Annotated in this window: 16 protein-coding genes; 7 read left to right on the top strand and 9 right to left on the bottom strand. The window is 44.9% G+C overall.

The genetic code is table 11. The features are described 5' to 3' along the window. The first annotated feature begins 121 nt into the window (after positions 1-121). Both U0033_RS31330 and U0033_RS31335 read left to right on the top strand, forming a co-directional pair. Positions 122-2,962, top strand: a complete 2,841-nt coding sequence (locus U0033_RS31330; protein WP_072363243.1) for a sensor histidine kinase — start codon at positions 122-124, stop codon at positions 2,960-2,962. Beyond that, positions 2,959-3,720: a LytR/AlgR family response regulator transcription factor gene (locus U0033_RS31335; RefSeq protein ID WP_072363242.1), complete on the top strand. Its 762-nt coding sequence runs from the start codon at positions 2,959-2,961 to the stop codon at positions 3,718-3,720. The genes U0033_RS31330 and U0033_RS31335 overlap by 4 nt, the downstream gene beginning before the upstream one ends. 66 nt (positions 3,721-3,786) lie before the next feature. On the opposite strand, the gene U0033_RS31340 is transcribed toward U0033_RS31335, so the two are convergent. Together U0033_RS31340 and U0033_RS31345 are read right to left on the bottom strand one after the other, a co-directional pair. Further along, positions 3,787-5,325: a trypsin-like peptidase domain-containing protein gene (locus U0033_RS31340; RefSeq protein WP_072363241.1), complete on the bottom strand. Its 1,539-nt coding sequence runs from the start codon at positions 5,323-5,325 to the stop codon at positions 3,787-3,789. A 271-nt stretch (positions 5,326-5,596) separates the two neighbouring features. Beyond that, the gene (locus U0033_RS31345) at positions 5,597-6,595 is read right to left on the bottom strand and encodes an acyl-CoA reductase (RefSeq protein ID WP_072363240.1); all 999 of its coding nucleotides are present in this window, start codon (positions 6,593-6,595) and stop codon (positions 5,597-5,599) included. 92 nt (positions 6,596-6,687) lie between these two features. On the opposite strand from U0033_RS31345, the gene U0033_RS31350 reads away from it, so the two are divergent. The 4 genes from U0033_RS31350 to U0033_RS31365 all read left to right on the top strand — a co-directional run bounded on the left by U0033_RS31350 (position 6,688) and on the right by U0033_RS31365 (position 9,398). Continuing rightward, a complete protein-coding gene (locus U0033_RS31350; RefSeq protein WP_072363239.1) occupies positions 6,688-7,035 on the top strand; it encodes a 4Fe-4S dicluster domain-containing protein in 348 nt (115 codons plus the stop codon). A gap of 175 nt (positions 7,036-7,210) precedes the next feature. Further along, on the top strand, positions 7,211-8,200 hold the full coding sequence (locus U0033_RS31355) for a D-alanine--D-alanine ligase (RefSeq protein ID WP_072363238.1): 990 nt from the start codon (positions 7,211-7,213) through the stop codon (positions 8,198-8,200). Positions 8,201-8,245: 45 nt separating this feature from the next. Beyond that, complete coding sequence (locus tag U0033_RS31360) at positions 8,246-9,052, top strand: PASTA domain-containing protein (protein ID WP_072363237.1); 807 nt, start codon at positions 8,246-8,248, stop codon at positions 9,050-9,052. Positions 9,053-9,089: 37 nt separating this feature from the next. Then, positions 9,090-9,398, top strand: coding sequence for a rhodanese-like domain-containing protein (locus U0033_RS31365; RefSeq protein ID WP_072363236.1), 309 nt, complete (start codon positions 9,090-9,092; stop codon positions 9,396-9,398). Between the two features lie 127 nt (positions 9,399-9,525). On the opposite strand, the gene U0033_RS31370 is transcribed toward U0033_RS31365, so the two are convergent. From U0033_RS31370 to U0033_RS31395, 6 genes are all read right to left on the bottom strand, one after another. After that, entirely contained in the window at positions 9,526-10,704 is a 1,179-nt protein-coding gene (locus tag U0033_RS31370) for a hypothetical protein (RefSeq protein ID WP_072363235.1), read from the bottom strand. Beyond that, complete coding sequence (locus U0033_RS31375; RefSeq protein ID WP_072363234.1) at positions 10,701-11,480, bottom strand: type 1 glutamine amidotransferase; 780 nt, start codon at positions 11,478-11,480, stop codon at positions 10,701-10,703. The genes U0033_RS31370 and U0033_RS31375 overlap by 4 nt, the downstream gene beginning before the upstream one ends. Positions 11,481-11,483: 3 nt before the next feature. After that, entirely contained in the window at positions 11,484-12,584 is a 1,101-nt protein-coding gene (locus tag U0033_RS31380; protein ID WP_072363233.1) for a carboxylate-amine ligase, read from the bottom strand. 166 nt (positions 12,585-12,750) lie between these two features. After that, positions 12,751-13,848 carry an ATP-grasp domain-containing protein gene (locus U0033_RS31385; RefSeq protein WP_072363232.1) on the bottom strand — a complete coding sequence of 366 codons (1,098 nt, stop codon included), beginning with the start codon at positions 13,846-13,848 and terminating at the stop codon, positions 12,751-12,753. A gap of 147 nt (positions 13,849-13,995) precedes the next feature. Further along, the gene (locus tag U0033_RS31390) at positions 13,996-14,703 is read right to left on the bottom strand and encodes an alpha/beta hydrolase-fold protein (protein ID WP_072363231.1); all 708 of its coding nucleotides are present in this window, start codon (positions 14,701-14,703) and stop codon (positions 13,996-13,998) included. 74 nt (positions 14,704-14,777) lie between these two features. Beyond that, complete coding sequence (locus U0033_RS31395) at positions 14,778-17,960, bottom strand: TonB-dependent receptor (RefSeq protein ID WP_072363230.1); 3,183 nt, start codon at positions 17,958-17,960, stop codon at positions 14,778-14,780. Between the two features lie 469 nt (positions 17,961-18,429). Here U0033_RS31395 and U0033_RS31400 point away from each other — a divergent pair, with 469 nt between their 5' ends. After that, positions 18,430-19,632, top strand: coding sequence for a bifunctional 3,4-dihydroxy-2-butanone-4-phosphate synthase/GTP cyclohydrolase II (locus tag U0033_RS31400; RefSeq protein ID WP_072363229.1), 1,203 nt, complete (start codon positions 18,430-18,432; stop codon positions 19,630-19,632). Between the two features lie 37 nt (positions 19,633-19,669). Here the strand turns inward: U0033_RS31400 and U0033_RS31405 are convergent, their stop codons facing one another. Continuing rightward, positions 19,670-24,499 (bottom strand): translocation/assembly module TamB domain-containing protein, encoded by a 4,830-nt coding sequence (locus U0033_RS31405; protein ID WP_456064495.1) that lies wholly within the window; start codon positions 24,497-24,499, stop codon positions 19,670-19,672. Between the last annotated feature and the right edge of the window lie 101 nt (positions 24,500-24,600).

A 24,600-nucleotide genomic window follows, 5' to 3' on the forward strand; every position in this document is an offset into this window, starting at 1 on the left:
CTGTTTTCCTTAGGATAAATGATCCATAAATCTGACCTTATTCATGCCTGCAGTCCGTTACTTATTATGTTGGATACTGTTGATCGCGTGCTCATGCAAACTCGCGTCGGCACAGGGGCTCATGATCCGCAACTATAATGTAAAGGATGGTCTGGCCAATGCCACTGTATATGCAGCCGTGCAGGATAAGGAAGGTTTTATCTGGTTTGCAACACCTACCGGCGTAAGTAAATTTGATGGGAAACGCTTCCGCAACTACGCCAAAAAAGATGGCCTGACAGATAATGATGTTGTCAGGCTCTCCGCCGATTCAAAAGGGAGAGTATGGTTTTCTACCCTGAACGGATTACCCTCTTTTTACTTCAATTACCAGATCCACTCGGGCGCCAATGATTCCTCACTAATCATGGACCCGCACGGGCAATACATGCAATACATGTTTGGCGGAATAGCCGGATATACCTGGTTCCTGAATACAGACAACAGGATCATTGGTTACAGTGGTTATAAAATAGATATAAAACCCGGACGTGCCGACCTTTTTTACTTCCTCCGGAACGATACCATTTTTAAACCCCTTCAGAATTATTTTAACCTCGCCAGTCTGAAAGACATCAACAACGATAGTCAAAAGATCTTCTTATCTTCTCCTTACCCCATCGACGATGAGGTATTTGTAGAAAGAATCCGCCGTCATCCAATCATCATCCTGAAAAATTCATTGTATACTTATAGCCAGAAAGAAGCCACCTGCTTCTTCAACGGCCCTGAATGGGGAATCAATGAAGAGATCAGCAATGTATGCCTGGACAATGATAACCTGTGGATAGGTACACCCAGAGCCTTATACTATGTAAAGGACTTTTTCAAAGGGGCACATCATATCACCAAACTGCTGGATAATCATTACATCACCTCCGTACTGAAAGATAAAGATGGCAATATCTGGATCACCACCTTTGGTGACGGTGTGTATAATATCCCATACAAAAATTTTTACTTTAATTATCTTGATAATACCAACGGACTTTATTCTCACTCCATTTTCAGCATTTGCAAAGACAGGAAATCCGGTATCCTGCTGGTAGGGCAGAATGCAGGTGTGCTGAATACTATTGATAGCAATCTTGTGATCCGGCGCTTTAACCTGGATACCACAAGCGGTCGAAACAGTATCCTGAGTATCTTGCCTTATCAGGAAAATGAAATATTAATAGGTGCCGATAATGGCCTGTTCACATTCAATACCCAAACGCAGAAAATATCTGTATTGCGTTCTATCAGGAACATGAAGGACATGGACGTAGGGCCTGATGGCAGAGTCCGGGCAGTGTCTAAAGACCAGGTGATAGGAGATAACTATTCCGTGGAAGTACCGGATGTTCAGATCACCTCAATAGCCAGTATCAATGATTCTGCTTACTATATAGGTACAGGCTCCGGTTTATTCTACGGTAAGGACGGATCTGCCAAAGTAGTGATACCCGGTACAGAAGTAGAACTGCACCAACCCGTAAAAGACCTGAAATACATTGATGGCTATCTCTGGATAGGCACTGCAGATCAGGGATTGTATGTACTCAAGAACAACCGGGTCGTAAAACATATCGGCTCTGCCGATCAACTGGTAAGCGACATCTGCCAGCAATTATATTATGATGGTGTGGGCCGCTTGTATGTATCAACCAATAAGGGCGTATCTGTAATAGATGCACATACCCAGACCCTGATCCGGAATATCACCAGCAATGATGGCCTGATGAGTGACGATACCCGGGGGGTATACTACCAGCATGGGGTACTGTATGTGGCCACCTCCAATGGCCTCAGTTATTTCAATGACAACAATATGCCGGTGGATACCGTGCCACCCGCGGTATACCTAAGTCATATCAGGTATGGAGATAGCACTTACCTGCCATCAAAACAGATTACCTTGCTATACCAGCGCAAGGCATCGTACGAAGTCGAGTTTGGGGCGATCGTCTATGATTTGCCGGATCTGGTAGAATACCAGTACAACTTTTCCAGCGATACGAGCAGTGGATGGATCACCACGATGTCGAATATCGTACCTTTCCCGGATCTGCAGCCGGATACTTATGAATTGCAGATCAGGGCCCGGAAATATAAGAGTGAATGGAGCCAGCCGGTAGCCATTACGGTAACGATCCTACCGCGGTGGTACCAGCAATGGTGGGCCAGGGGAACCGTGATCCTCCTGGTATTTCTGCTGGGGGCCTTTATACTCCGTTATATCTTCCTGCGCTTCAAAGACGGAGAAAAGAGAAAGACAGAATACAACAGGAGGATCGCTGAACTGGAGGCAAAAGCCCTGACAAACCAGATGAATCCTCACTTTATATTCAACTCCCTGAACAGCGTACAGCACCTGATCATGGAGAAAGAGGAAAAACAAGCACTCAATTTTCTCGCGGATTTTGCTACCTTGATGCGGCAAATGCTCAATAATTCCAGGAAATCCTATATCTCCCTGGATGAAGAAATCGCTTTCCTCACACGTTATATTGAGTTGGAGAAGATTAGATTTGCAAATGTATTCACGTACAATTTTGCACTGGAAGATGCATTGAAAGATTATACGATCTATATACCCCCTATGATTATCCAGCCGATTGTGGAGAACGCAATCAAACATGGCCTGGCGCCAAGGAACGGCAGCGGGCACCTGGAAGTGAAACTCATGCTGAAGGGAGACATGTTATACTGTTCTGTCGATGATGACGGAATTGGGTGGGACAGGGCAAATGAGCTGAAGAGTGGACGCCTGATAAAACACGAATCTACAGCGCTGAGCGTGATCAGGGAGCGGTTGCAGATTATAAAATCTTTTAATGGAAATGTTGGAAATTTAGAAATTATTGATAAATTTAAATCAGGTTTCGGCAATAAAGAGGGTACGCTCGTTGAAATTCTGATTCCCATTGTTAAGATGTTATGAGTAATATAAAAGCTGCGATCGTAGACGATGAAGTCCGCAACATCCATATTTTGCGAAATATTCTTGAAAATTACTGTAAGGATGTTACGGTAGTAGGGGAGGCGCAGAACATCCATGACGCGGCGGAGATGCTTAAAAATACCCAGATCGATGTATTGTTTCTGGATATTGAAATGCCGCCACATAATGGATTCCAGTTATTGGAAATGTTCCCTGTGCTGAACTTCGAAGTCATCTTCATCACCGCGTTTCAGGAATATGCTTTGCAGGCAATTAAGTTTGCCGCATTAGATTACCTGCTCAAGCCTATCAAGGTGAGTGAGGTGGAAGATGCATTGGAAAAAGTAAAGAAGAGCAAAAAAGGAAGATTGAATGAACTGGCATCTATCCTGAAGGATTATGTCAAGAACAATGACAATGCCTTCTCTAAGATTGTGATTCCTGTGAATGATGGATATAATGTAATTGACCTGAAGGACATTATTTACTGCGAAGCATTCGATAGTTATACCAAGATCCAGTTGATCAATAATGTGTCGCACCTGATCTCCAAATCACTGAAAGAGTATGAGGAGATGCTGAGTGATAAAGGATTTTATAGGGTACACAAGTCATTCCTGATTAATATCCATCACATTGTGAAGATTATTAAAGGACTGGGAACGGCGGTTGTGATGAGTGATCAGAAGAATATACCGATCAGCTCCAGGAAGAAAGATGAGTTCTTCGCACAATTAAAAGGAGTAATCAACTTATAAAAGAAAAAGCCCGGCGAATAGCCGGGCTTTTTCTTTCCTTAACTTATAAACCTATATGAAAAACAATTAAAAGTCTGCGCCGTTAGTGAGATCAATAGTATAATAATACACGCCATTCAACTCTGGATACACACCTTCCAACTGCACTTTCTTCTGTTTTTCCAATATCCCTCTCAGCTGCTCTACTGAAGTCACCGCCTGATCACCTGCTTTCATAATAATAAAAGAAGGTTTCATATTCGTCTGCTTCTTCAGAATACCACTGCTGATATTATCCACATACACACCACCACGGATCCCGATCTTCGCAGCATCACTTTTTTCCAGTGTCACCAGGTCCGCGCCCAGCGCATCAATCACAGTCGCTTTCACAATATTGGTATTACCATCTATATTCTTCAACACCGCATTCGCAGTACGCGCTTTATCATCACGCAGGTAACTGATACTGATCTTATCGCCTGGTTTATACCTTGCAATCTGCTCCGTCATCTGGGGAATAGAAGGCGTATTGATACCATTGATCCCGGTGATCACATCTCCTTTCTGAATACCTGCATCAGCGGCCGCGCCACTCGCTACCACATCGGTTACGACTACCCCATTCACATCTCTTCTCACACCATATTCTTTCCATTTCTCCTCAGGAATACTGTTAGGATCCTGGTACCTGATACCGAGGTAAGCACGTTGTACGTTACCATACTTCATAATATCATTCACCACTTTCTTCATAATGTTTACCGGAATCGCGTAGGAATAACCTGCATACGCACCGGTAGGAGAGGCGATAGCGGAGTTGATACCAATCAGTTCACCTGCGGTATTGATCAATGCACCACCACTGTTACCCTGGTTCACAGCAGCATCCGTCTGAATGAAGGATTCGATCGCATTTCTTTTTGCCTGTTTATTGATACCGATAGAACGTGCTTTTGCACTCACGATACCCGCTGTCACAGTTGTTTCCAGGTTTAATGGATAACCGATAGCAAGTACCCACTGACCAATTTCAACATCATCAGAGTTGCCATACAGGAGGTAAGGCAGGTTCTTCGCGTCTACTTTGATCACGGCAAGGTCTGTGTTTGGGTCGGTACCAATCACTTTTGCTTTGTAAGTCTTGTAGTCGTTGAGCGTAACGGTAATTTCGTCCGCATCGTCTACCACGTGATTGTTGGTTACGATATAACCATCGTCGGAAATCAATACACCGGAGCCGGAAGCCATCTGGCCGGGAACATAATATTTACGTCCGCCACCCTGGCCCTGAAATTCGTCACCGAAAAAGTCATCGCCGAAAAGATCCTCAAGAACACTCCTTCTTCTTTGCAGGTTATTTGAAACCTGTCGCGGATTAATTTTTGTCTTAATGTGCACTACACCCGGAACTGCTATTTTAGCTGCCTGCGAAAAGTCAGTAGGTGGGGTAATGTTTCTGTTTTCTGTACCAGGCATGTAGCTGGTATAGTTTACTGGGATGTTGTCTGATCCATTTTGATAGGGACCTGCCTGCCGGGGCTGAAATTTGCTGTAAACAAATACGCTGGCAAAGGCAGTGGCCGCGCTGATTAGAACAGTTGCCGCAATTTGCCGGAATTTCATATTTCTTTTTGTTTAAGTTTTTTGAAAGTAAAAATGTTGATGTAAGGAATATAACAATTTTAGTGCCTCTGATACAAATTTAAGGGGGTAGGTGATTCATTCAGCCAATGCTGGTGTTACTTTAACAGATTATTATATGAAAGGTTAATGTCATCTTAAAGAATGGGTGACAAAGTAACGGAGGTTACTGACAATTTAACGATGGAACCGGACAAAATGTTATAAAATTAAAAAGATGGCGCTCTTAGAGCGCCATCTTTTTAATCATTTCTTATAATTTACTCAAAAAATCCAGCGTATCCACCCCATCCGCATAGTCCGTTAACGATGGTTGCTGTGCCATTCCAAACGGCGTAAATCCTTTTCCCACCAGGCATTGCAGATCTTCATTCCCCTGCAGCTCTGCCACCAGCGCATCTTTATCAGTATAGTACCCATAATTCAGCATACTCAGCGGGGAGAACATAGGCGTCGCCTCCTGCAGTAATATACTCTCATTCGTCATGAACGGGCTATTATTAAGCAGGATCAAAGCCAGGTTATAATCATAATTATTCTTATACTTATGATGATCCGCAAAGTAACTATACTTGCGAAGCGCCTCCAGCAAAGGACTGAAATCATAGCCTCCGGGCACATACACCTTGGTTACATTCCTGCAACCCAGCCCAAAGTAAATACTGATATCATCAGCCAGGCCTTCCAGCTCCGCAGGCGTTTCTTCACCCGTCAGGATGGCTACGGAAGTCCGGTTCCGGCGAATGATATGCGGATACTGGGCAAAATAATACTGGAAATACCTGGAAGAATTGTTACTGCCCGTCGCAATATAGGCATCACAGTTCTTCAGCATATCCTGCACCGTAGTCTGCTCTGCCCATTCCGGATGCCATTCCTTCATCTTATCCAGCACGTGTTGCATCAGGATCACGTCTTTCGATGACAGTTTGAGGCGAACATTATGGCCGCTCACGAAACCGCAGAGCCAGTCATGAAAGCCAACGAGGGGGATGTTACCAGCGGTAACAATGCCCACTGTACGGGCAGGTTTGCCATGGATCAATTCCGGGTAGGCATTGATCCAGCTGTTGAGGTGGGCGGCCTCCAGGAAGTTGTCAGAGATCTGGCGAAGGGCCAGGTTAATGAATTCCGGAGTAAACCAGCCATTTGCCTGAAAAGCCCTCTCCTTAACTGTTTCCAGCGCCGGATCTTCGCTTGTCAGGTATTGACCTAAACGTACCAGGGCGGCTACTTTTTCTGTACTGCTCATGAATCTATATAAATAATTAACTTTTTAAAGCGAGATATTCTATTTTTGTCTGCAAAATTAATGGCTTACTTCTTAAACAAAAAGTTTATAACATGGCAATCAAAATAACAGATGAATGTATTAATTGTGGAGCTTGTGAACCTGAGTGCCCAAATAACGCGATCTATGAAGGTGGTGTTGAGTGGGCAATGGCTGATGGCACTACAATTAAGGGTTCTTATGTGCTGATGGATGGATCTTCTATCGATGCCGACCAGCGTAACGCTCCCATAGCTGTAGACAGTTATTATATAGTTCCAAATAAATGTACTGAGTGTCAAGGCTTTCATGAGGAGCCACAATGTGCGGCAGTATGTCCGGTAGACTGCTGTGTACCAGACGAAATGTTCCAGGAAACTGAAGAAGAACTGCTGGCTAAGAAAGCTAAATTACATATTTAATCAGGAAGCATAAGGAATTATCGGTAACTGGTCGCCATATGTAAATCACTGGCACGCATGCCGAACCTAACCGGGGAGAAAGGGCTAATTACCTTTTCTCCCCTTCTTTTTGGGGCAAAAAAAGATTACATACCCATTTTTCTATTAACTTTAACCGCTTATTATTAATTATCATATGAAAAAGAATATCGCCCTTGTTGCCGGCGGATACTCAGGAGAATACGTAATCTCCGTACAAAGTGCCGTAACAATTGAGAAAAACCTGGACAGCAGCAAATACAATGTGTATAAAATAGTTATTACAAAAGATGGCTGGAATTATACATCGGCAGACGGGCAGGTAATAGCGGTTGATAAAAATGATTTTTCACTGACCATCAAAGGAGAAAAGGTAACTTTTGATGCTGTTTTCATCGGCATCCACGGTACTCCCGGCGAAGATGGCCGCCTGCAGGGATATTTCGAAATGCTGGGCATTCCATTTACCAGTTGTGGTATGGTTACCTCCGCCCTCACTTTCAACAAGAGCTACTGCAATAAGGTAGTGGCAGCCCTGAACGTTGTGAATGTTTCCAAATCCGTGCATATCTTCAGTAATCAGCCATACGATCCCAAACAGATCCTTGCGCAACTGAAACTGCCGGTATTTGTTAAGCCTGCAGAAGGCGGCAGCAGCATCGGTATGTCTAAAGTAAATACTGCCGAAGAACTGCAACCCGCTATCGACAAAGCTTTCAAGGAAGATGCACAGATCCTGATCGAAGAATTTATCAAAGGCAGGGAAATAACCTGCGGCTTATATAAAGTAAATGGGGAACTCACGGTATTGCCCCTGACAGAAATCGTGAGCAGCAAAGAATTCTTTGATTACGAGGCCAAATACACGCCGGGCATTACCAAAGAAATCACCCCTGCACCCGCACCTGAAGAAGTATGTGAACTGATCAGGAATACTGCCAAAGAACTTTATAACAAATTGAATTGCAGAGGAATCGTGCGTGCAGACTTTATCTACGAAGAGGCCAATAACCGCCTGTTCTTCCTGGAGGTGAATACCATGCCAGGCCAGAGCGATAACAGCCTCGTACCTCAGCAGGTAAGAGCCGCCGGCAAAACCCTGCAGGAGTTTTACGGCACATTAATTGAAGAGTGCCTGAAGAAATAATAATGCGGTATAAGATTACGCTATCTTTAAGTTAAAATATAATCTGTGTTCAATCAAATTACAAAACGCTCCTTTGGGTTTAACCTGGCCGTAGTGGTGGGGTTGTTCCTGGTATTGGGGCTGATTTTCTTCATGCTGTTGGGGGTGATAACAAAGCATGGAGATACCCTGACCGTGCCTGACGTACATCGCAAGAGTGTGAAAGACGCTACCAAACTGCTGGAAGATGCAGGATTCAACGTAGATGTAAGAGACTCCATTTTTATTGATAGCCTGCCTGCCCTGGCAGTATGGGAACAGACACCCGGTAAAGGTGCGGTAGTAAAAGTGGGAAGAACTATTTACCTGACTATCAATAAGGTAGTGCCTCCAATGGTAGAAATGCCTGACCTGGTAGGCCTGACCTTCCGTAGTGCTGAAATGACCCTGCACAGCCGCAGGCTGAATGTAGGAGATACAATTTATAAACCTGACTTTGCTACCAATACCGTATTACAGCAGTTGCTGGGCGGTAAACTGGTTAAAGCTGGCAGACAGGTTCCCGAAGGTAGCAGCATCACACTGGTACTGAGTAGCGGAACTGGTAGTATCGAGAACCCGGTTCCGGACCTGATCGGGATGACTTTCCAGGAAGCGAAAGTAACCCTGAGCGGCAGAAACCTGAACCTGGGTACCGTAATGGTGGATCCTTCCGTAACAGATACCGCCAATGCATTTGTGATCAAACAGGATCCGGCACCTAAAAACAGCCTGCAGGAACTGAGCATGGTCAGAGCTGGTGAACTGGTAAGTATCTGGTTGTCTACCAACCCGCCGGCAAAAGGTGGGGGCGATTCGACCTCAGAACAATAACAACCCCATATTCGTTTAACTTATAAAAATTACAGCAATGGAAAATATTACTGCTGAAGAACTGAAAAAACGTATAGACAGTGGTGAAACCTTGCATATCGTCGATGTAAGAGAGCCGCATGAGCACGCGGAATTTAACATCGGTGGCATCCTGTTGCCCCTGGGCGAAATCAGAGCCATGCAGGTGGATGAACTGGAAGATCTGAAAGATGAAGAGGTGATTGTATATTGCAGAAGTGGTGGCAGAAGCGGCCAGGCAGCGATGATCCTGGAAACAATGGGCTTTCAGAATGTAAAGAATCTGACCGGTGGCATGTTAAACTGGGAAGAAAAGTTCGGAAGATAAAATATTACGAAAGAGGTTGTAACAAAAGTAAAGTTACCCGGATTTAGTTCGGATACCAGGAGGCGGGTGTTTTTGTTTATAAAATGCTCAATGCCTTCAAATTACTTTTTGTACAACCTCTTTTTTCTTATAATTCAAAGAAGGCGCAACTGCCACCTACCCAGGTATCTGATTTATCCTTCGTCACCCCGATCATTTTACTTTTACTGATCCTTGCCAGGTTATGCACCAGCTCAGGACGTGGTGCGCCATCCTTCCACAGGTACATCATCCTGATCTCACAATAAGCCGGCCCATCAGGCGTTTCAATTGCAGGTGCATATTTCACCTTGCGCTGCAAGATCCAGTTCTCCGGATCCTTAATACCATTTATATCTTCCTGGCTAACGTCTATCACTACTCCCTGACCCGCAAAAGAAAAGAGTGGTTTCAATACATAGTTCTCCAGGTCTGCAGGTAATGCCCGCGTATGCAGGAACCAGCTCTCAGGCGCAAATTCACTCTTTATAAATGGCAGTATAAATTTACTGATCCGGTAAAACCAGTTCGGATGCGTGATCCACTCTACGTCGAAGTCCTGGAACAACGATACATGTGCCGGTAAATAGGCCGATTGTTTCTGCAAATCATCGAAGATAACGCGGTTGTATATACGCTTCACCAGCCTGCCCTTATAAAATAACTGCTTAGCCCTCTGCTCCAGGTCTGTAATGCAGACCACGGGAATCCCCAGTACTTTCTCTGTATAATAAAAATCGATACGGGTCTTTTGCTCGTGCGGCTTTACTTCCAGCAGGACTACCTCTTCGGGCTGATAAGGACCTACAATGATCTCTTTCAGCAATTGTAGATAACTGCTATCAGTATACCCATTGAAATAATTGTTGACCGTATCAGGGATCTGGAAATGATGCTTAAACTCCCGCGCCATCAGCTCCTGAAAGGCATACAGTGAAGGGAATCCCTGTAGCTCTATGAGCTGAGGTTGCAACACACCTGCTTCATTCTTACATACTGCAAAGTCAATGATCACAAAATGCGCATGCTCATTTTCTCCCGGCACTTTCATACATGGAGGAAAAGATGCTTCGCTATCGGCTTTGAAGTCTGGTTGAGTAATGATATCAATGATCGCTTCGCTGGTATCAATCAGTTGCTTCGTCAGTGCCGCAGGCACAAACACAGGCGTTTCCGCCACTTTAAAAGCAGGCGTTTCGCCGGCTGCAGCCGCCATAGATTGAATAAATGCCGTGTATTTCTCAGCCGTAAAATGCTCGTTATAATATTTGCGTAAAGAAGGAATCATCGTTTGGAGGATAAGGCGTGGTCCAGGAATGCTGGAATAAAGGTATCGTAGGTAAGCGTAATTTTATCAGGATCAGAAAGCTGTTCCAGCATGCTGTAATATTTTTCAGCACCATAGTTGGTGAGCACCTGGTCTTTCTTTTCTTTTTGTAACAGGTACATCCGCATACCAGTAGCATCTGCTTCAGGATGGAATTGCGTACCAATCATGTGGGGGCTGAAACGGATGGCCATCGTGGCTCTTTCCAGCGGTACATGCGGGCGTTCTTTTTCAATAGCCAGCACAGTAGCACCCATGGCCGCCATGCGTTCATGGTCCAATCCAATCACCTGCCAGTTACGGCTATCAACGATATAGAAAGGGTCAGGAAGCTGTGCAAAGATCATTTCTGTATTAACCGTTGGATGAACAGGAAATACGCCAAAGGCCGGAGATCTTCGCCTGCACACATTTCCCAGTTGCAGATAGCGACACATCAGCTGAAAGGAATGGCAGATCAGCAGCACTGGTTTAGCCGCAGCCATCAGTGCTTCCATCGTTTCAAAATAACGTTGTTCCCATTCACTCCCCTCGCTATCCAGCGGGGAGCCGGGGCCACCTGTAGAAATATAAATGTCGTAAGAAAGATCGGGTACCCGGGCTGCAATGCGCACTTCATACTCATCACATTGCAGTGTCAGCGAATTGCGCACAGCATATGCTGCGAGTATTTCCCTGATACAGCGCATCCCTTCGTTCGGAACTCCTTCATACATGTCAAGTATAGCTACCTTCATGTGCTAGCAGTCTTTGAGGAATTGTTTAATAATGAAGTCAGCCACACTGTGGAGATTTTTATTTTCTTTGAATACGGCCAGCTGTTTGTCAGCTCCCGTACCATTTAGCAGCATTTCTTTTGTATACTCGATATAAGAACGGCTTCCCAGTTCATCCACCACATCATCCACGAATTCCAGCAGCTCAAAAATAAGTGCACGGGTATTCACTTCTGCCTCTTTCCCAAAGTCGATCAGGTTGCCATCAATCCCATAACGGCTGGCTCTCCATTTATTTTCATTGACCAGTGCACGGTTGTAAATAATGAAATTCAGGTTCTGCATACGCAGTTTATAGATCTTGGCACAAAGCGCCTGGAAGATAGCCGCAATGGTACAGGTTTCCTGCAGTGTGAGGGGCACATCGCAGATCCTGAATTCTACCGTATCGTAGAAAGGGTGTACCCGCAGATCCCACCATACCTTACGTGCATTATCAATACACTTGGTTTTCACCAGCAGTTGGATATAGCGGTCGTATTCTTCGATACTGGCAAAGTAATCGGGAATCCCGGTGCGGGGAAACTTATCAAATACCTTTGTTCTGTATGATTTAAAGCCCGTATTCCGGCCCTCCCAGAAAGGGGAGTTCGTACTAAGGGCAAAGACATGTGGCAGAAAATAACGCACAGAATTCGCGATATGCAGGGCCATTTCCCGGTTCTCCATTCCTACATGCACATGTAGCCCAAAGATGAGGTTAGAACGGGCGGCATCCTGCATTTCATTCACGATTTCGAAATACCGGGGATGATCAGTGATGAGCTGGGCTTCCCATTTGGAAAATGGATGGGTACCGGAGGCGCCGATATTATAACCCATGTCACCAGCTATCTGTGCTACGGTCTTGCGAAGGTAAGCTACATCGGCACGGGCCTCATCGATATTGCTACAGATGTGGGTGCCAACTTCAACAACAGCCTGATGAAATTCAGCTTTTACTTTTTCCGGGATGATTTTGTGGGCCTGTTCTACAATTTTCTGTTCATGGGAGCATAGTTCGAGTGTGCGAGGGTCCATGACCATGTATTCTTCTTCAATGCCGAGTGTGAAATTCCGGAGCATAGCTGGTAATTAGGGCGGCAAGATAAGAAGAATATGGAAAATGCCCTGCGGCGGCAATGAAGAGGTAAATCTCTTTTGAAGGGAATGCGGTAAAAACAAAAAGGCCTGCATACCGGCTGAGGGGAGAAAGCGGGTAATGCAGGCCGGTTGTATACAAACAAACAACCTATTCTTTGGCCTTTGCTTTTTTAGAAGTCGTTTTTTTATCAGCAGGCTCTTTCTTCACTGCCGCCTTTTTTTCTGCAGGCGCCGCCTTCTTCGCTCCCGGCGTGGCTGATTTCTTCGCCGCTGTCTTCTTCGCTCCCGGCACAATTGCCGTCTGGTTCCCGGGTACAGCATGGGTCATAAACGTTCCCCAGGTCAGGTTATCCGTTCCGGGCAACTGCCTCAGGGCTCTCTCTATCGCATAATTCGCGGCTGTCTCCACTACCCACTCAAAATTCTCTGCACCAATGGTCGCCTCATCTGCTTCCGGCGCCGGGTTCCAGAAATCAATCACATAAGGGATACCACTCCTTACGGCAATTTCCACCGTATTAAAATCATACCCCAGGTACCTGTTTAGCTGAGCGACCTGCTCTATGATCACACCTTCCAGGTCATCATCGCCCTGTGATTTATTCAGGTAACGCTGATAAGGAGCCTCGTATGGATCGTAAGGAATCACCCGCACGTACTTGCCACCAATACAATAACAACGATAATAAGAATCGTATTCAATCGCTTCCTGCAGCATCATTACCAGCTGGCCGGTGTGTGCATGTTGTGCAAAGAATTCCTCAGCGCTATTGACTTTGTAGACATGTTTCCAACCTCCGCCATTGTAAGGTTTCATATAAGCCGGGAAGCCAACGTGCGCGAAAATGGTCGCCCAGTCAAATGGATAAACGAGGTTTCTAAACGATTGCCCGGTCGTGTTTTCCGGCAGATCCCGGGTAGGCAGTAAAGCTGTTTTGGGAACATTGACACCCGTACGTGCAGCCAGTTCGTTGTTCACAAATTTATCATCCGCGCTCCACCAGAATGGGTTGTTAATCACTGCTGTTCCTTCCAGGGCAGCCTGTTTGAGCCAGGTTCGATAGAAAGGTACATCCTGCGAAATTCGATCCAGGATCACAGCATATTCATTGGGAATACCCTGGATCACTTTATCAATGGATACAAATTCAGCAGAGATATCGTTAACATTTTTAGCATTTATGCGATCAAGCAATGCCTGGGGGAAACTGTTTTCCTGACCATACAGAAGGCCTATTTTTTTCATCCTGAAAAAGGTTTTACGTTGAGTGTATCAATGATTCCGTTTGTAGTAGAAGCGGTTGAGGATCAATATTCGCGCCAATGGATTCGCCTTATAACCCTGATTCGATTTTAAACAGGGTGCAGGCCCATACTTTCAAAAAAATAATTCTCATTTAATAAGCGACAGATAATACGGCAACATCTCATTCCACACCGGCCAGTCATGCTTTTGATTAGGTCTGATATCCAGCCAGTGGCTGATGCCTTTATTGGCAAGTATCCCTGACATCCGTTCATTTTGCTGGCGGCTGATGTCTTCATCAGCTACCCCTAAAATAATCCCCATACGCCAGAGGGCTTCGTGCAGGTTGTCGCGCATGTAATCCATGGGATTATGGAAATAAACATTGTCATCGTAATGGCCATCCAGGCGGCCGGTAATATCAAAAATGCCGCTCAGGCTAAAGAGGTAAGACACTTGCTCCGGGTACCGGAAGGCAAAATTGGCGGCATGGTATCCACCAAAACTGCAGCCGGCCACAGCGACACGTTTAATACCCGTTTCGTGTATCACTCTTTCCAGCACCTCATGGCGCAGCATGTTGTCATAAGAAATGTGGTTGAGGGTTCGTTGGGCAGGGGAGACCTGTGTATTATACCAGCTACGGGCATCTATACTATCGGGGCAGTAAACCCTTATCAGCTGGTGATCTATGAACCATTGTAATGCATGAATAAGGCCGCGTTCCTTGTGTTCATAATGGCGGCCCATAGAGGTGGGGAAGAGAATGAGGGGATAACCTTCCTCTCCGAACACCAGCATCTCGAATTCGCGGCCGAGATGTGGGGATGACCATTTGTAATGTTGTTCATGCATGTATATAAATATAATAAAAAAAACGCTTCGGCTTATACAGCCGAAGCGTTTCCTTAAATTTGTTTATACTCGGATTAGAAGTTATAACGAACACTCAACTGACCTCTCCAGCGTGACAGGTAGTCATTCACTGTATAAGGTCTCAGTGTACCATTGATGTTGTTCATCAGAGTCTTGTTGAATGTATAAGTCGGAGTTTTGCTCTGTGACGTTACTGTGAACAGGGATACTGACTGGTTGCTCAGGTAGTAAGACCATCCCCAGTTACGGTTCAGCAGGTTAGCAACGTTCAGGATATCGAATCCAACTTCAATTCTGTGTGTATTTTTCAGGATGAAATCCTGTGCAATCTTCAGATCGAAATGGCTTTCCCATGGCATTCTAAGTGCATTACGCTCTGTATTCTGACCCAGGTGAGCATTCAGGTACTTGTTATTTGCTGCAAATTCCTTGAAGTCTGCTAACTGTTGGTCAGGAGTTACCACAGTACCACCAGACAGGGTCAGCGTGCTGAACTGGCTTGCATCTGAAGGCAGGTAAGCTAAGCTGTTTGTACCAGTTTTACCGGAAGCATCATCACCAGTCATGTTATTGTTAAACATTACAGAATAACGCTGACCAGTGTAGCCCTGGTAAACCAGGCCTATAGTGGTAGAAAGATGGCCTTTAGCATAACGGAAAGTTTTGCTTGCATTCGCTATTACACGATGTCCCGGATCGAAGTTAGCACGAGCCAGGCTCAGGTTGTTCATACCGTTGATGTTATAAGCAAAGCGCCAGCTGGAATAAGCAGTAGAGCTGGTACCATCATTCATAGAGTAAGAAGCACCATAAGTATATGCCAAACTACCAGACCATCCATGGTCCATTGGTTTTTGAACCTGTGCAGTGAAGTTATATGAATAACCCTTGCTGGAGTTAGTCAGGTAAATAACGTCAGTATAAGAAGAGTTTGCACGTGCAAAGTTGTACCATGGGCGGGTAGTATTACCTAAAGTAACGTTGCCTGCCTGAGGACCAACGTTCAGGTTCTTATACAGGATGTTATTAAGCGTTTTGGTATACAAAGCTTCAATTGTACCAATTAAACCCCACCATGGCAGTTTCTGGTCGATTGCCAGGTTACCACGCAGTACCTGAGGATATTTGAAGTTCTTGTCAGTAACATCAATCTCAGTAGGAGCTGCTGCAGTAGTAGGAATATAAGCACCCAGATGAGTATCGTTAGCATTGTAATTGAAACGTACTGATGGATCAGGTGTACCACTGAATGATGTGAATGCAACACCGGTCTTGGAATAGGCATTGGAGATCCAAACCAGCGGAACACGTCCGGTGAACAGACCTGCACCACCTCTCAGCTGGGTTGTACCATCTCCATTTACGTCCCAGTTGAATGCAACTCTTGGAGCCCACATCAACCTTGTTTTTGGAACAGTATTGTTCTGAACGCCATTAGTAGTGGCAATGTCAGAAGAATTGAAACCACCGTTAGCATCAGGTTTGTTGAAGAATACAGGCAGGTCTACACGCAGACCGTAAGTCAGTCTGAACCTGTCATTAACATCCCATACATCCTGTCCATATAAGCTGAACTGACCAGCACTGATCTTACCGGGAGCAAGGTCACTACCACCTTTATTGGAATAACCAACTGCATAAGTTGTAGGAGCAGCAGAATTATTCAGGAAGTTGTTCATGTTTTTATAAGTGTAGTAACCATAGTAGTACTGCAGAAACACGTTGTTAGTGTGGAAGAACTGGTTATCAGTACCTACAGTGATTGTATGCTTTTTCTTCTGAATAGTCAGGTTATCTACGATGGTGAAGTTGTCCTGATCCAGTGAGTTACGTGGAGAGGAATAATCAGCACCCAGGTTGTAGTTCAGACCACCTTCAGTGATATACACAGAAGGGAATTCAACAGTAGAACGTCTGTCGCGGATACGGTTGTATGTCGCACGCAGTACGTTTGAAGTAGTAGCATTGAAGCTACTGTTCAATTCAGCTACAGTAGAATTAGTAGTGCTGAGCATATAGTAACCGCTGTTAGCAAAAGTCATAGTAGTTGCACTACGGGAAATGTTGTACAGGCTACCATCAACATAGCTATGACGGACAGTTAACTTATGCTTTTCGCTGATGTTCCAGTCAATACGTGCAAACACTGAAGTTGCATATGACTCAGAGTTGATATCAGTATAGCTACCTGGATCAAATCCATATGAATTTTTTACATAATTACGGATTGAATCCAGTCTTGTTGTGCTAAATTTAGAACCAGAACCAGCGTCAGCAGGATTGTAACCCAGTGGCGTTTTAGTATCGTTCCTTTCAGCATTTACGAAGAAGAACAATTTATTCTTGATGATGGGACCACTCAGGCTGGCACCCCATGTTGTATTATTATAAGTAGGGTATTTTGTTTGACTCTGAACATGTTCACCTACGAAACTCTGATTTTGTTTCAGGAAGTAAGCAGAACCATGGAACTGGTTAGTACCACTCTTGGTTACAGCATTGATACCACCACCAGTGAAGTTACTTTGAGTGATATCATATGGAGACAGCACGATTTGTACTTCCTGAACCGATTCCAGTGGTACAGCATTTACATTCGCCTGGCCACCGTTCGTACCGGTAGCTGTCAAACCAAATGCATCGTTTGCATTCGCACCATCCACAGTGAATGAGTTAAATTTGTTACTCTGACCAGCAAAGGAAATACCTAATGGAGCACCACTGGTGTTGCTGTATGATGCAACAGCCTGCGGTGTCAAACGGGCAAAATCCTGAATGCTACGGCCAACAGTAGGCAGTTCGTTCAGCTGGCGCTGGCCAATATTAGTCTGCGTACCAGTACGGTTTGAGCTGATAATGTTGCTTCTCTGACCAGTAATAGTTACCTCGTTCAAAGATTTGCTACCATCTTCCAGTTTTACGTTTTGGGTCAATGCATTACCCAGACTCAGATACAGGTCCTTGAAGCTTTGCTCCTGGAACCCAACATAGGTAATTGTGATGGTGTAAGGACCACCTACTTTCATATTAGGGATGGTGTAACGTCCTCCCTCTTGTGTTGTAGTACCATAAACAGTTCCTGTTGGAACGTGAATGGCTTTTACTGTGGCGCCAATCAGGCCTTCCCCCTTTGCATTTTTCACCAGACCGGTAACAGCACTCGTTGTTACCTGTGCAAATGAATAGCAAACGCTAAGCAAGACAATGAATGTTAACAGTAGTTTTTTACATCCCATATTTGAGCAGTTTGATAATTTGAGCGCAAAGGTTATAAAAAAATACGTAGGAAATTTAACTTCAAATTAACAAATTGTTAAGCCATGTTAAAAACGTGAGTATAACGCTACGTAAATTTGAAACTATATGGGAAAACAGCCTTTAAATCGAGTTTGTTCAACTAAAGGGGGTAGAAATTCTAATATTTCGAATAATAAATAGTTAAAATACTTAAAACTCTGCGAAGCAAGGGGCATTTTTATATTAGTTTTACCTCAAATATTTATATGATTATTTTTTACATGTGATGGCTGGTTGATGGGAATGGAGGGATGGTAGTGTGTTTGAACCCAGGCAGATAAAAATGGACTTAACAAGACCTTTTAAAGATGATTTTTTGTCCTGTCAAAAGGGCGTAAAATCCGGGATTAGTCCAACGATTAGTGCGTCTTTTTACCCTAACTTTGCCATCAATATAACAACAGTGATATGCTAGATACAATAGAATCAGCCATAGAAGATATAAAGAAGGGTAAACTGGTCATAGTAGTAGACGACGAGGATAGGGAGAATGAGGGCGATTTCATCACAGCTGCGAGAAATGTCACCCCGGAGATCATCAATTTTATGAGCCGTTACGGCCGTGGATTAATATGTGCACCATTAATTGAAGAAAGATGCGACGAGCTCGGACTTGAAATGATGGTACGTGATAATACAGCTTTACACCAAACACCTTTTACTGTTTCAGTAGATTTACTGGGTCATGGTTGTACCACCGGTATCTCCGCACATGACAGATCTAAAACGGTACAAGCTTTAATCGATCCTAATACCCGTCCCGAAGAATTAGGTAAGCCAGGACATATATTCCCCCTGAAAGCAAAGAAAGGAGGCGTACTGCGCCGCACCGGCCATACCGAAGCTACTATCGATCTCGCCCGCCTGGCAGGGTTTGAACCCGCCGGTGTCCTGGTTGAAATCATGAATGAAGATGGCTCCATGGCCAGACTCCCTGAACTAAAGGAAATTGCCATCAGGTTTGACCTGAAACTGATCTCTATCAAAGATCTGATCGAGTACAGACTGGCAAAAGAATCCCTGATCGAAGAAGAAGTAAGAGTACAAATGCCAACTGAATACGGTGATTTTGAACTGATTGCGTTTAAGCAACTCAACTCAGGAGAAACCCATATGGCATTGAAAAAAGGTACCTGGGAAAAAGGTGAACCAGTACTGGTAAGAATCCACTCCTCCTGCGTAACCGGCGATATCCTGCATAGCCTGAGATGCGATTGCGGACCACAGCTACATAAAGCCATGCAAATGGTAGAATCAGAAGGGAAAGGCCTTATATTATATATGAACCAGGAAGGAAGAGGGATCGGCCTGCTGAATAAACTGAAAGCTTATAAACTCCAGGAAGAAGGCAGAGATACCGTTGAAGCCAACCTCGAATTAGGTTTTCAGATGGATGAACGGGATTATGGCGTAGGTGCACAGATCCTCAGACACCTGGATATCACCAAAATGAGACTGATCTCCAATAATCCTAAGAAGAGAGCAGGGATGAAAGGATATGGACTGGAAGTAGTGGAAAATGTGCCGATTGAAATCCGCCCAAACCCGCATAATGAAGTATATCTTAAAACAAAAAGAGATAAAATGGGTCATGAGATCCTGAAAGGATAAAAACAAAAAAGGGGTTTGTCATAGACAAACCCCTTTTTTAATGCGTTGTATCCTTCCTGGGTTTCACTATTGACGAATCCTTCTCCTCCTGTTTAATCAGCTCCGCCCGCCTGATACTATCTATCAACCGCTTCCTCGCCCGCTCATTAAACAACTCCGCAAACTTATTATACTCACGTACATAAGAGATCCCCAAACCCGCCTTATTCCTGTTCACCAAATTATATACATCATAATCCGATTTACTAAATGCATTGATCCGAAGCCTGCCCTCCGGCGTCAGTAAATACTCCGCCCTGAAGTCACCTGCCAAACGATTCGCATTCGCCGAAGTCGATGCCTTCCCCCAGTCATAATCACCCCCCACATACAAACGAACCCTGTTGTTATAGAAGTTACTGGTTATACCCGCACTCACCTGGTTCCTATCCATCGCAGTATTGTCCTGGTTTCCAATATTATAAGCCCTGTAGTTCACATTCACACCAATACCACTGTTCTTTAACAAAGCCCCCGTAATATTATTCAGGATCGCCTGCGCCTGCGCACTCAAAGCCTGGCCCACACTGTTCTTACCCGTTATCGCCACATTCGCCCCCGCCGCATTCGGATCCTCCGGCAAAAACTGGTTAAACAACAGCAAACCCGCCATCTGCTGCAATGCCTTATTCTGATCCTGGTTAATTTCCTTCAGTTTTGCCGCCACCCCACTTTCATACGCCAGCGAACCTACCTCTGGTAAATTGATCTCATAAGAGATATCCGGTTTCATTAGTTCCCCTCTCAGGTTAATGAGAATGTCCACCCGCTCTGTACGCGTAGCCAGTTTATCAGTAGCAGTCGATGCCGTTCCCACCAGGTTGTACAAACTCACTTTAGGCAGGGAATACTTTGCATGAATATCCACCTTCGCCGCCTGCGGATCCCCGTTCCAGGTAATAGAACTACTCTTATCAATATCAAACTTCCAGCTGGTCAGCCGCTGCAAGGTAAAGTTGTAACTACCCAGGTTGATCTCATAGTTACCAAACATGGTAAAATCACCATCCAGGTTCACATTGATCTGCAAATTACCCGTACCATTCGCTGAGATCATGTCCCCGGAAGCCGCATCCATAATCACATCGATCTGTGCATCAGGCGTTGCAGAAATATCCAGTTTCACATTCAGCTTCACGTTGTCTTTCTTTTTTTTCTTTTCTTCCTTCATGACCGTACCATAGGTCTTGAAGGTGATGTAGTCCGATTTCCCGATGTCTTTACTGTCTGACAATGGCAGGTAGAAGTGTGTACCCCTGGCCGGCCTTGCCTGCACTCTCAGCAACATGTCTTCCATCGGCCCCTGGAAATAGACCTTTCCATCCGCAATCACATCCCCATAAAAGAGATCACTATCCGCCGGACCCGTACCCAGGAATACAAAGTTCCTGGCAGTCACATCAAAGTCGAAGTTCAGTTTATTGAAATGGTCGTGGGAAATATACCCGCTACCACTTGCCTTACTGCCATTCTTATCGATAATGCTGAAGTTGCCAAATTCAATGAGGTTATCGTCTATATTGATATTCAGTTTCGGAATCGTATAATTCGTACCCAGGTACAACACCTTCACTTTCGCACTATCCACTTTCAGGTTCCCCTTTACAGAAGGCAGATCCGTGGTACCTCCCAGGTTAATGGTGCCGTTCACCTGGCCTTTCAGATCAGTTACATAGTCCTTTACAAACCTGTCTACCAATGCCAGGTCCATACCCTTCAGGTTAATGGTACCATCCAGGGTTTTATCCTCCTGGGTCAGGCCCACACTGCCTTTTGCATCCAGGTTCCTGCCCGCATTATCGCTATGTACCTCCAGGGTAGCCCTGCCGGTACCCTGGCTATAACCACCCACAAAAGATACGAGCCCAATAGAGTCATTATCCAGTCGCAGTTCTTTCGTCGTAATATCCGCATCCAGGTCCAGGTGGCGCATCGGATCCGTAATCAGGATCTTGCCATCCGCCATTCCCTCTATACGCATCGGTGTCAGTTGCGCCGGAATTACATCCGCCAGGTTCAGGTTCTTCAGGGTGACCATAAACGTAGACTCATCCGGATTGTATTCATTCGTTTCTACCGTCACGCTCTGCTCGTTACGCGTCACCTTCAGGTTATGTACTGTCAGGAAGTTCTTGCTCCAATAAATCTCATTCCCCGGAGTTACATTCCATTGTCTTTCATTCACGGTAAAAGCACTGTTCAGGAAACTGATCTTCACCCCATCCTGTACGGTGACCACTCTTGCATAGAAACCATCCAGGGAGGAGGTGTCCTGCGCCTGCAGATCGACTTTCAGGTAAGAAGTATCCCTGCCGGAGCTGGCTAAGATGAGGGGATTCTGTAAGATCACTTTATCACCGCTGGTGACCCTGCCTATACTGGTGCTGATATCTATCTTGTTAAAAGTACCGGAGCTCTTTAGTTGCAGATCGTTCACTGAATATGCCCCGTATCCTGCCTGCGGCACAAACACATTCAGTGACAGGCTGCCATTCACCGTATTCAGTGAGCCATCTATTTTAGACTGGTCAAAGCCTGTGACCTTATCTGTAAAACCCCTGATCAGTTTATCCACTTCTCCCATCTGGAAAGCAAAGGAGAAATCCTGCTTTATTTCCTTGGTAGGAGCAGTTGGGAAATAGCTGGGGTAATATTTATTAAGGAGGAGTTTGAATGCATCCGGCAGGTCCATGAAACTGTAATCCCCCTTCACAAAACCGCTGATCTCACTACCCTTAATTGCCAGCACCTTGGTATTGTTCTCAAAATGTGTAGATACATTCAGGGAGTCAAATTCCAGCCTGTGCAGCTTCCTGTACAGCGAAACATCATACACACGGGCAGAACCATCGAAGTTATCGATATTACTACCTGCAAAGTTCAGGTCCATTTTAGCCTGGAAGGTGAGCGAATCATCCGTCAGGCGCATGGCCTTCAGGTTACTATGCCGGATATCAGAATCGAACCGGAACACAGGCACCGGGGTATTAAAATCAATCGTACCGGCAAAGTCCATATCCAGGTTTGGATCATTGACTGTGAGGGAACCATTGAAGAATTTCCGGTTCATTTCACCTTTTGTCCTGATATTCGTGTAGCTGTAATCGTAGAGCGTGATCTTCTGTACATCCGCATCTACGGTTGCATTCAGAGTTTTAAAGTTGAAACCGGCCCCGTTTACTTTTGCACTCAGCGAAACCGTTGAAAGCTGAGGTACATTCAGCAACGAGCCTACATTGAAATCATTCGTGGTCAAACTACCGGAATATACCGGCACATCCTTACTGGTCTTGAAGTTAAGGTCAGAATTCAGGTTGCCCAGGTTAGTCTGGAACTTACCATAGGCCACGAAGTCATTAATGAACCCTGTAAAGCTCCCCTGGAACAGGATGCTAGTCAGCTTGTCGAGGCGCAATGGATCTACATTGCGCAGGGAAGAGGCAATGCTCAGGATCTCCGCACCATTTGTAGTCAACTCATCGGCATGGAAATCAATATAGGTTTCTGCAATATCCGGCAGGCCACGCATTTCAACCCCTCCTTTCAAATGAGTACCTGCATTATCAGCGAGTTCTATATTGTTGGCCTTCAGGTTAGAAACCGGGCCACGGGCATCCCCGGAAATGGTCACTACCTTTTTCCAGTCCGCCAGTTGCGGCGCAAAGAAAGCAATATCGTCAGAGGATAATTTACTGTTTACAATATGTGCACGCATGAATACCAGGTTGATATAATCATTCATATCACTGATATCGGCATACTGCATGGTATAATAATCACGGAGATGGCTGTTGTTTGTAAGGAGGTCCATGTGAGAGAACTCCATTTCAACGGGCGACATCTTGAATCGGGCAGAAAGCTTCTTCACTTCAAATCCACTCCGCTCCTTCGTACTGAATGTAAGGTCGCCAAGTATACTGTCTTTGACCAAAGTCGTATTGGTCAGCTGCAAATTTATTTTCTGGAAACGGATATGGTTCGGCGCAAAATAACCGGCTGTAACTGCAGTCGTATCCTCCGGATCATCCACGCCAAAAAGACCATCTTTGATCGATACTTCTTTCACCAGCAGTTTCCAGTTTGCACTATTCCAGCGAAGCGCAGGAATAGCACTGGTATCTGTCAGCTCTTCCTTTTCTGCCTTCGGGCGTTTGCGCCGGAGTGGGGATGACTTATAACTTGAAATAATAAACGAAGGTTTATCCAGTTTCAGTTCCTGTATGTCAATATTATGCTGCTGCAGGTCCAGGTTCTTGGCATCCAGGTAGATTTGTTTGGCGGCCACATAGTAGTCTTCCCCAATCCACTGGTCTATCTGGTTGATCCTGACATTGGTAAGGTCAATCTTACGAAGGTCCAGTGATACCCCGGCAGACGGCTTCTTCGTCTTCGAAGTATCAGGTGCACTGCTAAATTCATCGATTATGAAAGAATAATTCCAGAGAGAATCTTTGCGGGTTCGTACCAGGTTGATGGTTGCTTTATCAAGGCCAATATACTTAAGCACCGGCTTATCCTGGAAGAAGAACCAGTCGGTGATCTTCACCTGTGCAGTTCCTGCATACAGGAGCGTATCTTTATTTCTGTCTTCCACATATAGCCCTTCAAGACGAAGGCTGTTGAAAAGACGTATGTCTACATGTTTAAGTTCCACTCTCGTTTTCAGCCGGTCTGAGAGGCGACTGATAGCTTGCTGAACAAGGAAATTCTGCACTACAGGGATGTTGACAAGGATACCCAGAAGGATAGCAAAACCCAGTATACTCAGGAGAACAATCGTGATTATTTTACGTACCTTTTTCAGCGAAGCAATGTTTAAGCGGCAAATTTAATTGAATAAGTTGAAAATACCGGGCTCAGGGAGCGATCAGGTTAGCAAATTTTCTCAAGCGACAATCCCATTTTCTCCTTCACTTTTATAAAATAGAA

The sequence above is a fragment of the Chitinophaga sancti genome, assembly GCF_034424315.1.
In the GTDB taxonomy this organism is placed as follows: domain Bacteria; phylum Bacteroidota; class Bacteroidia; order Chitinophagales; family Chitinophagaceae; genus Chitinophaga; species Chitinophaga sancti.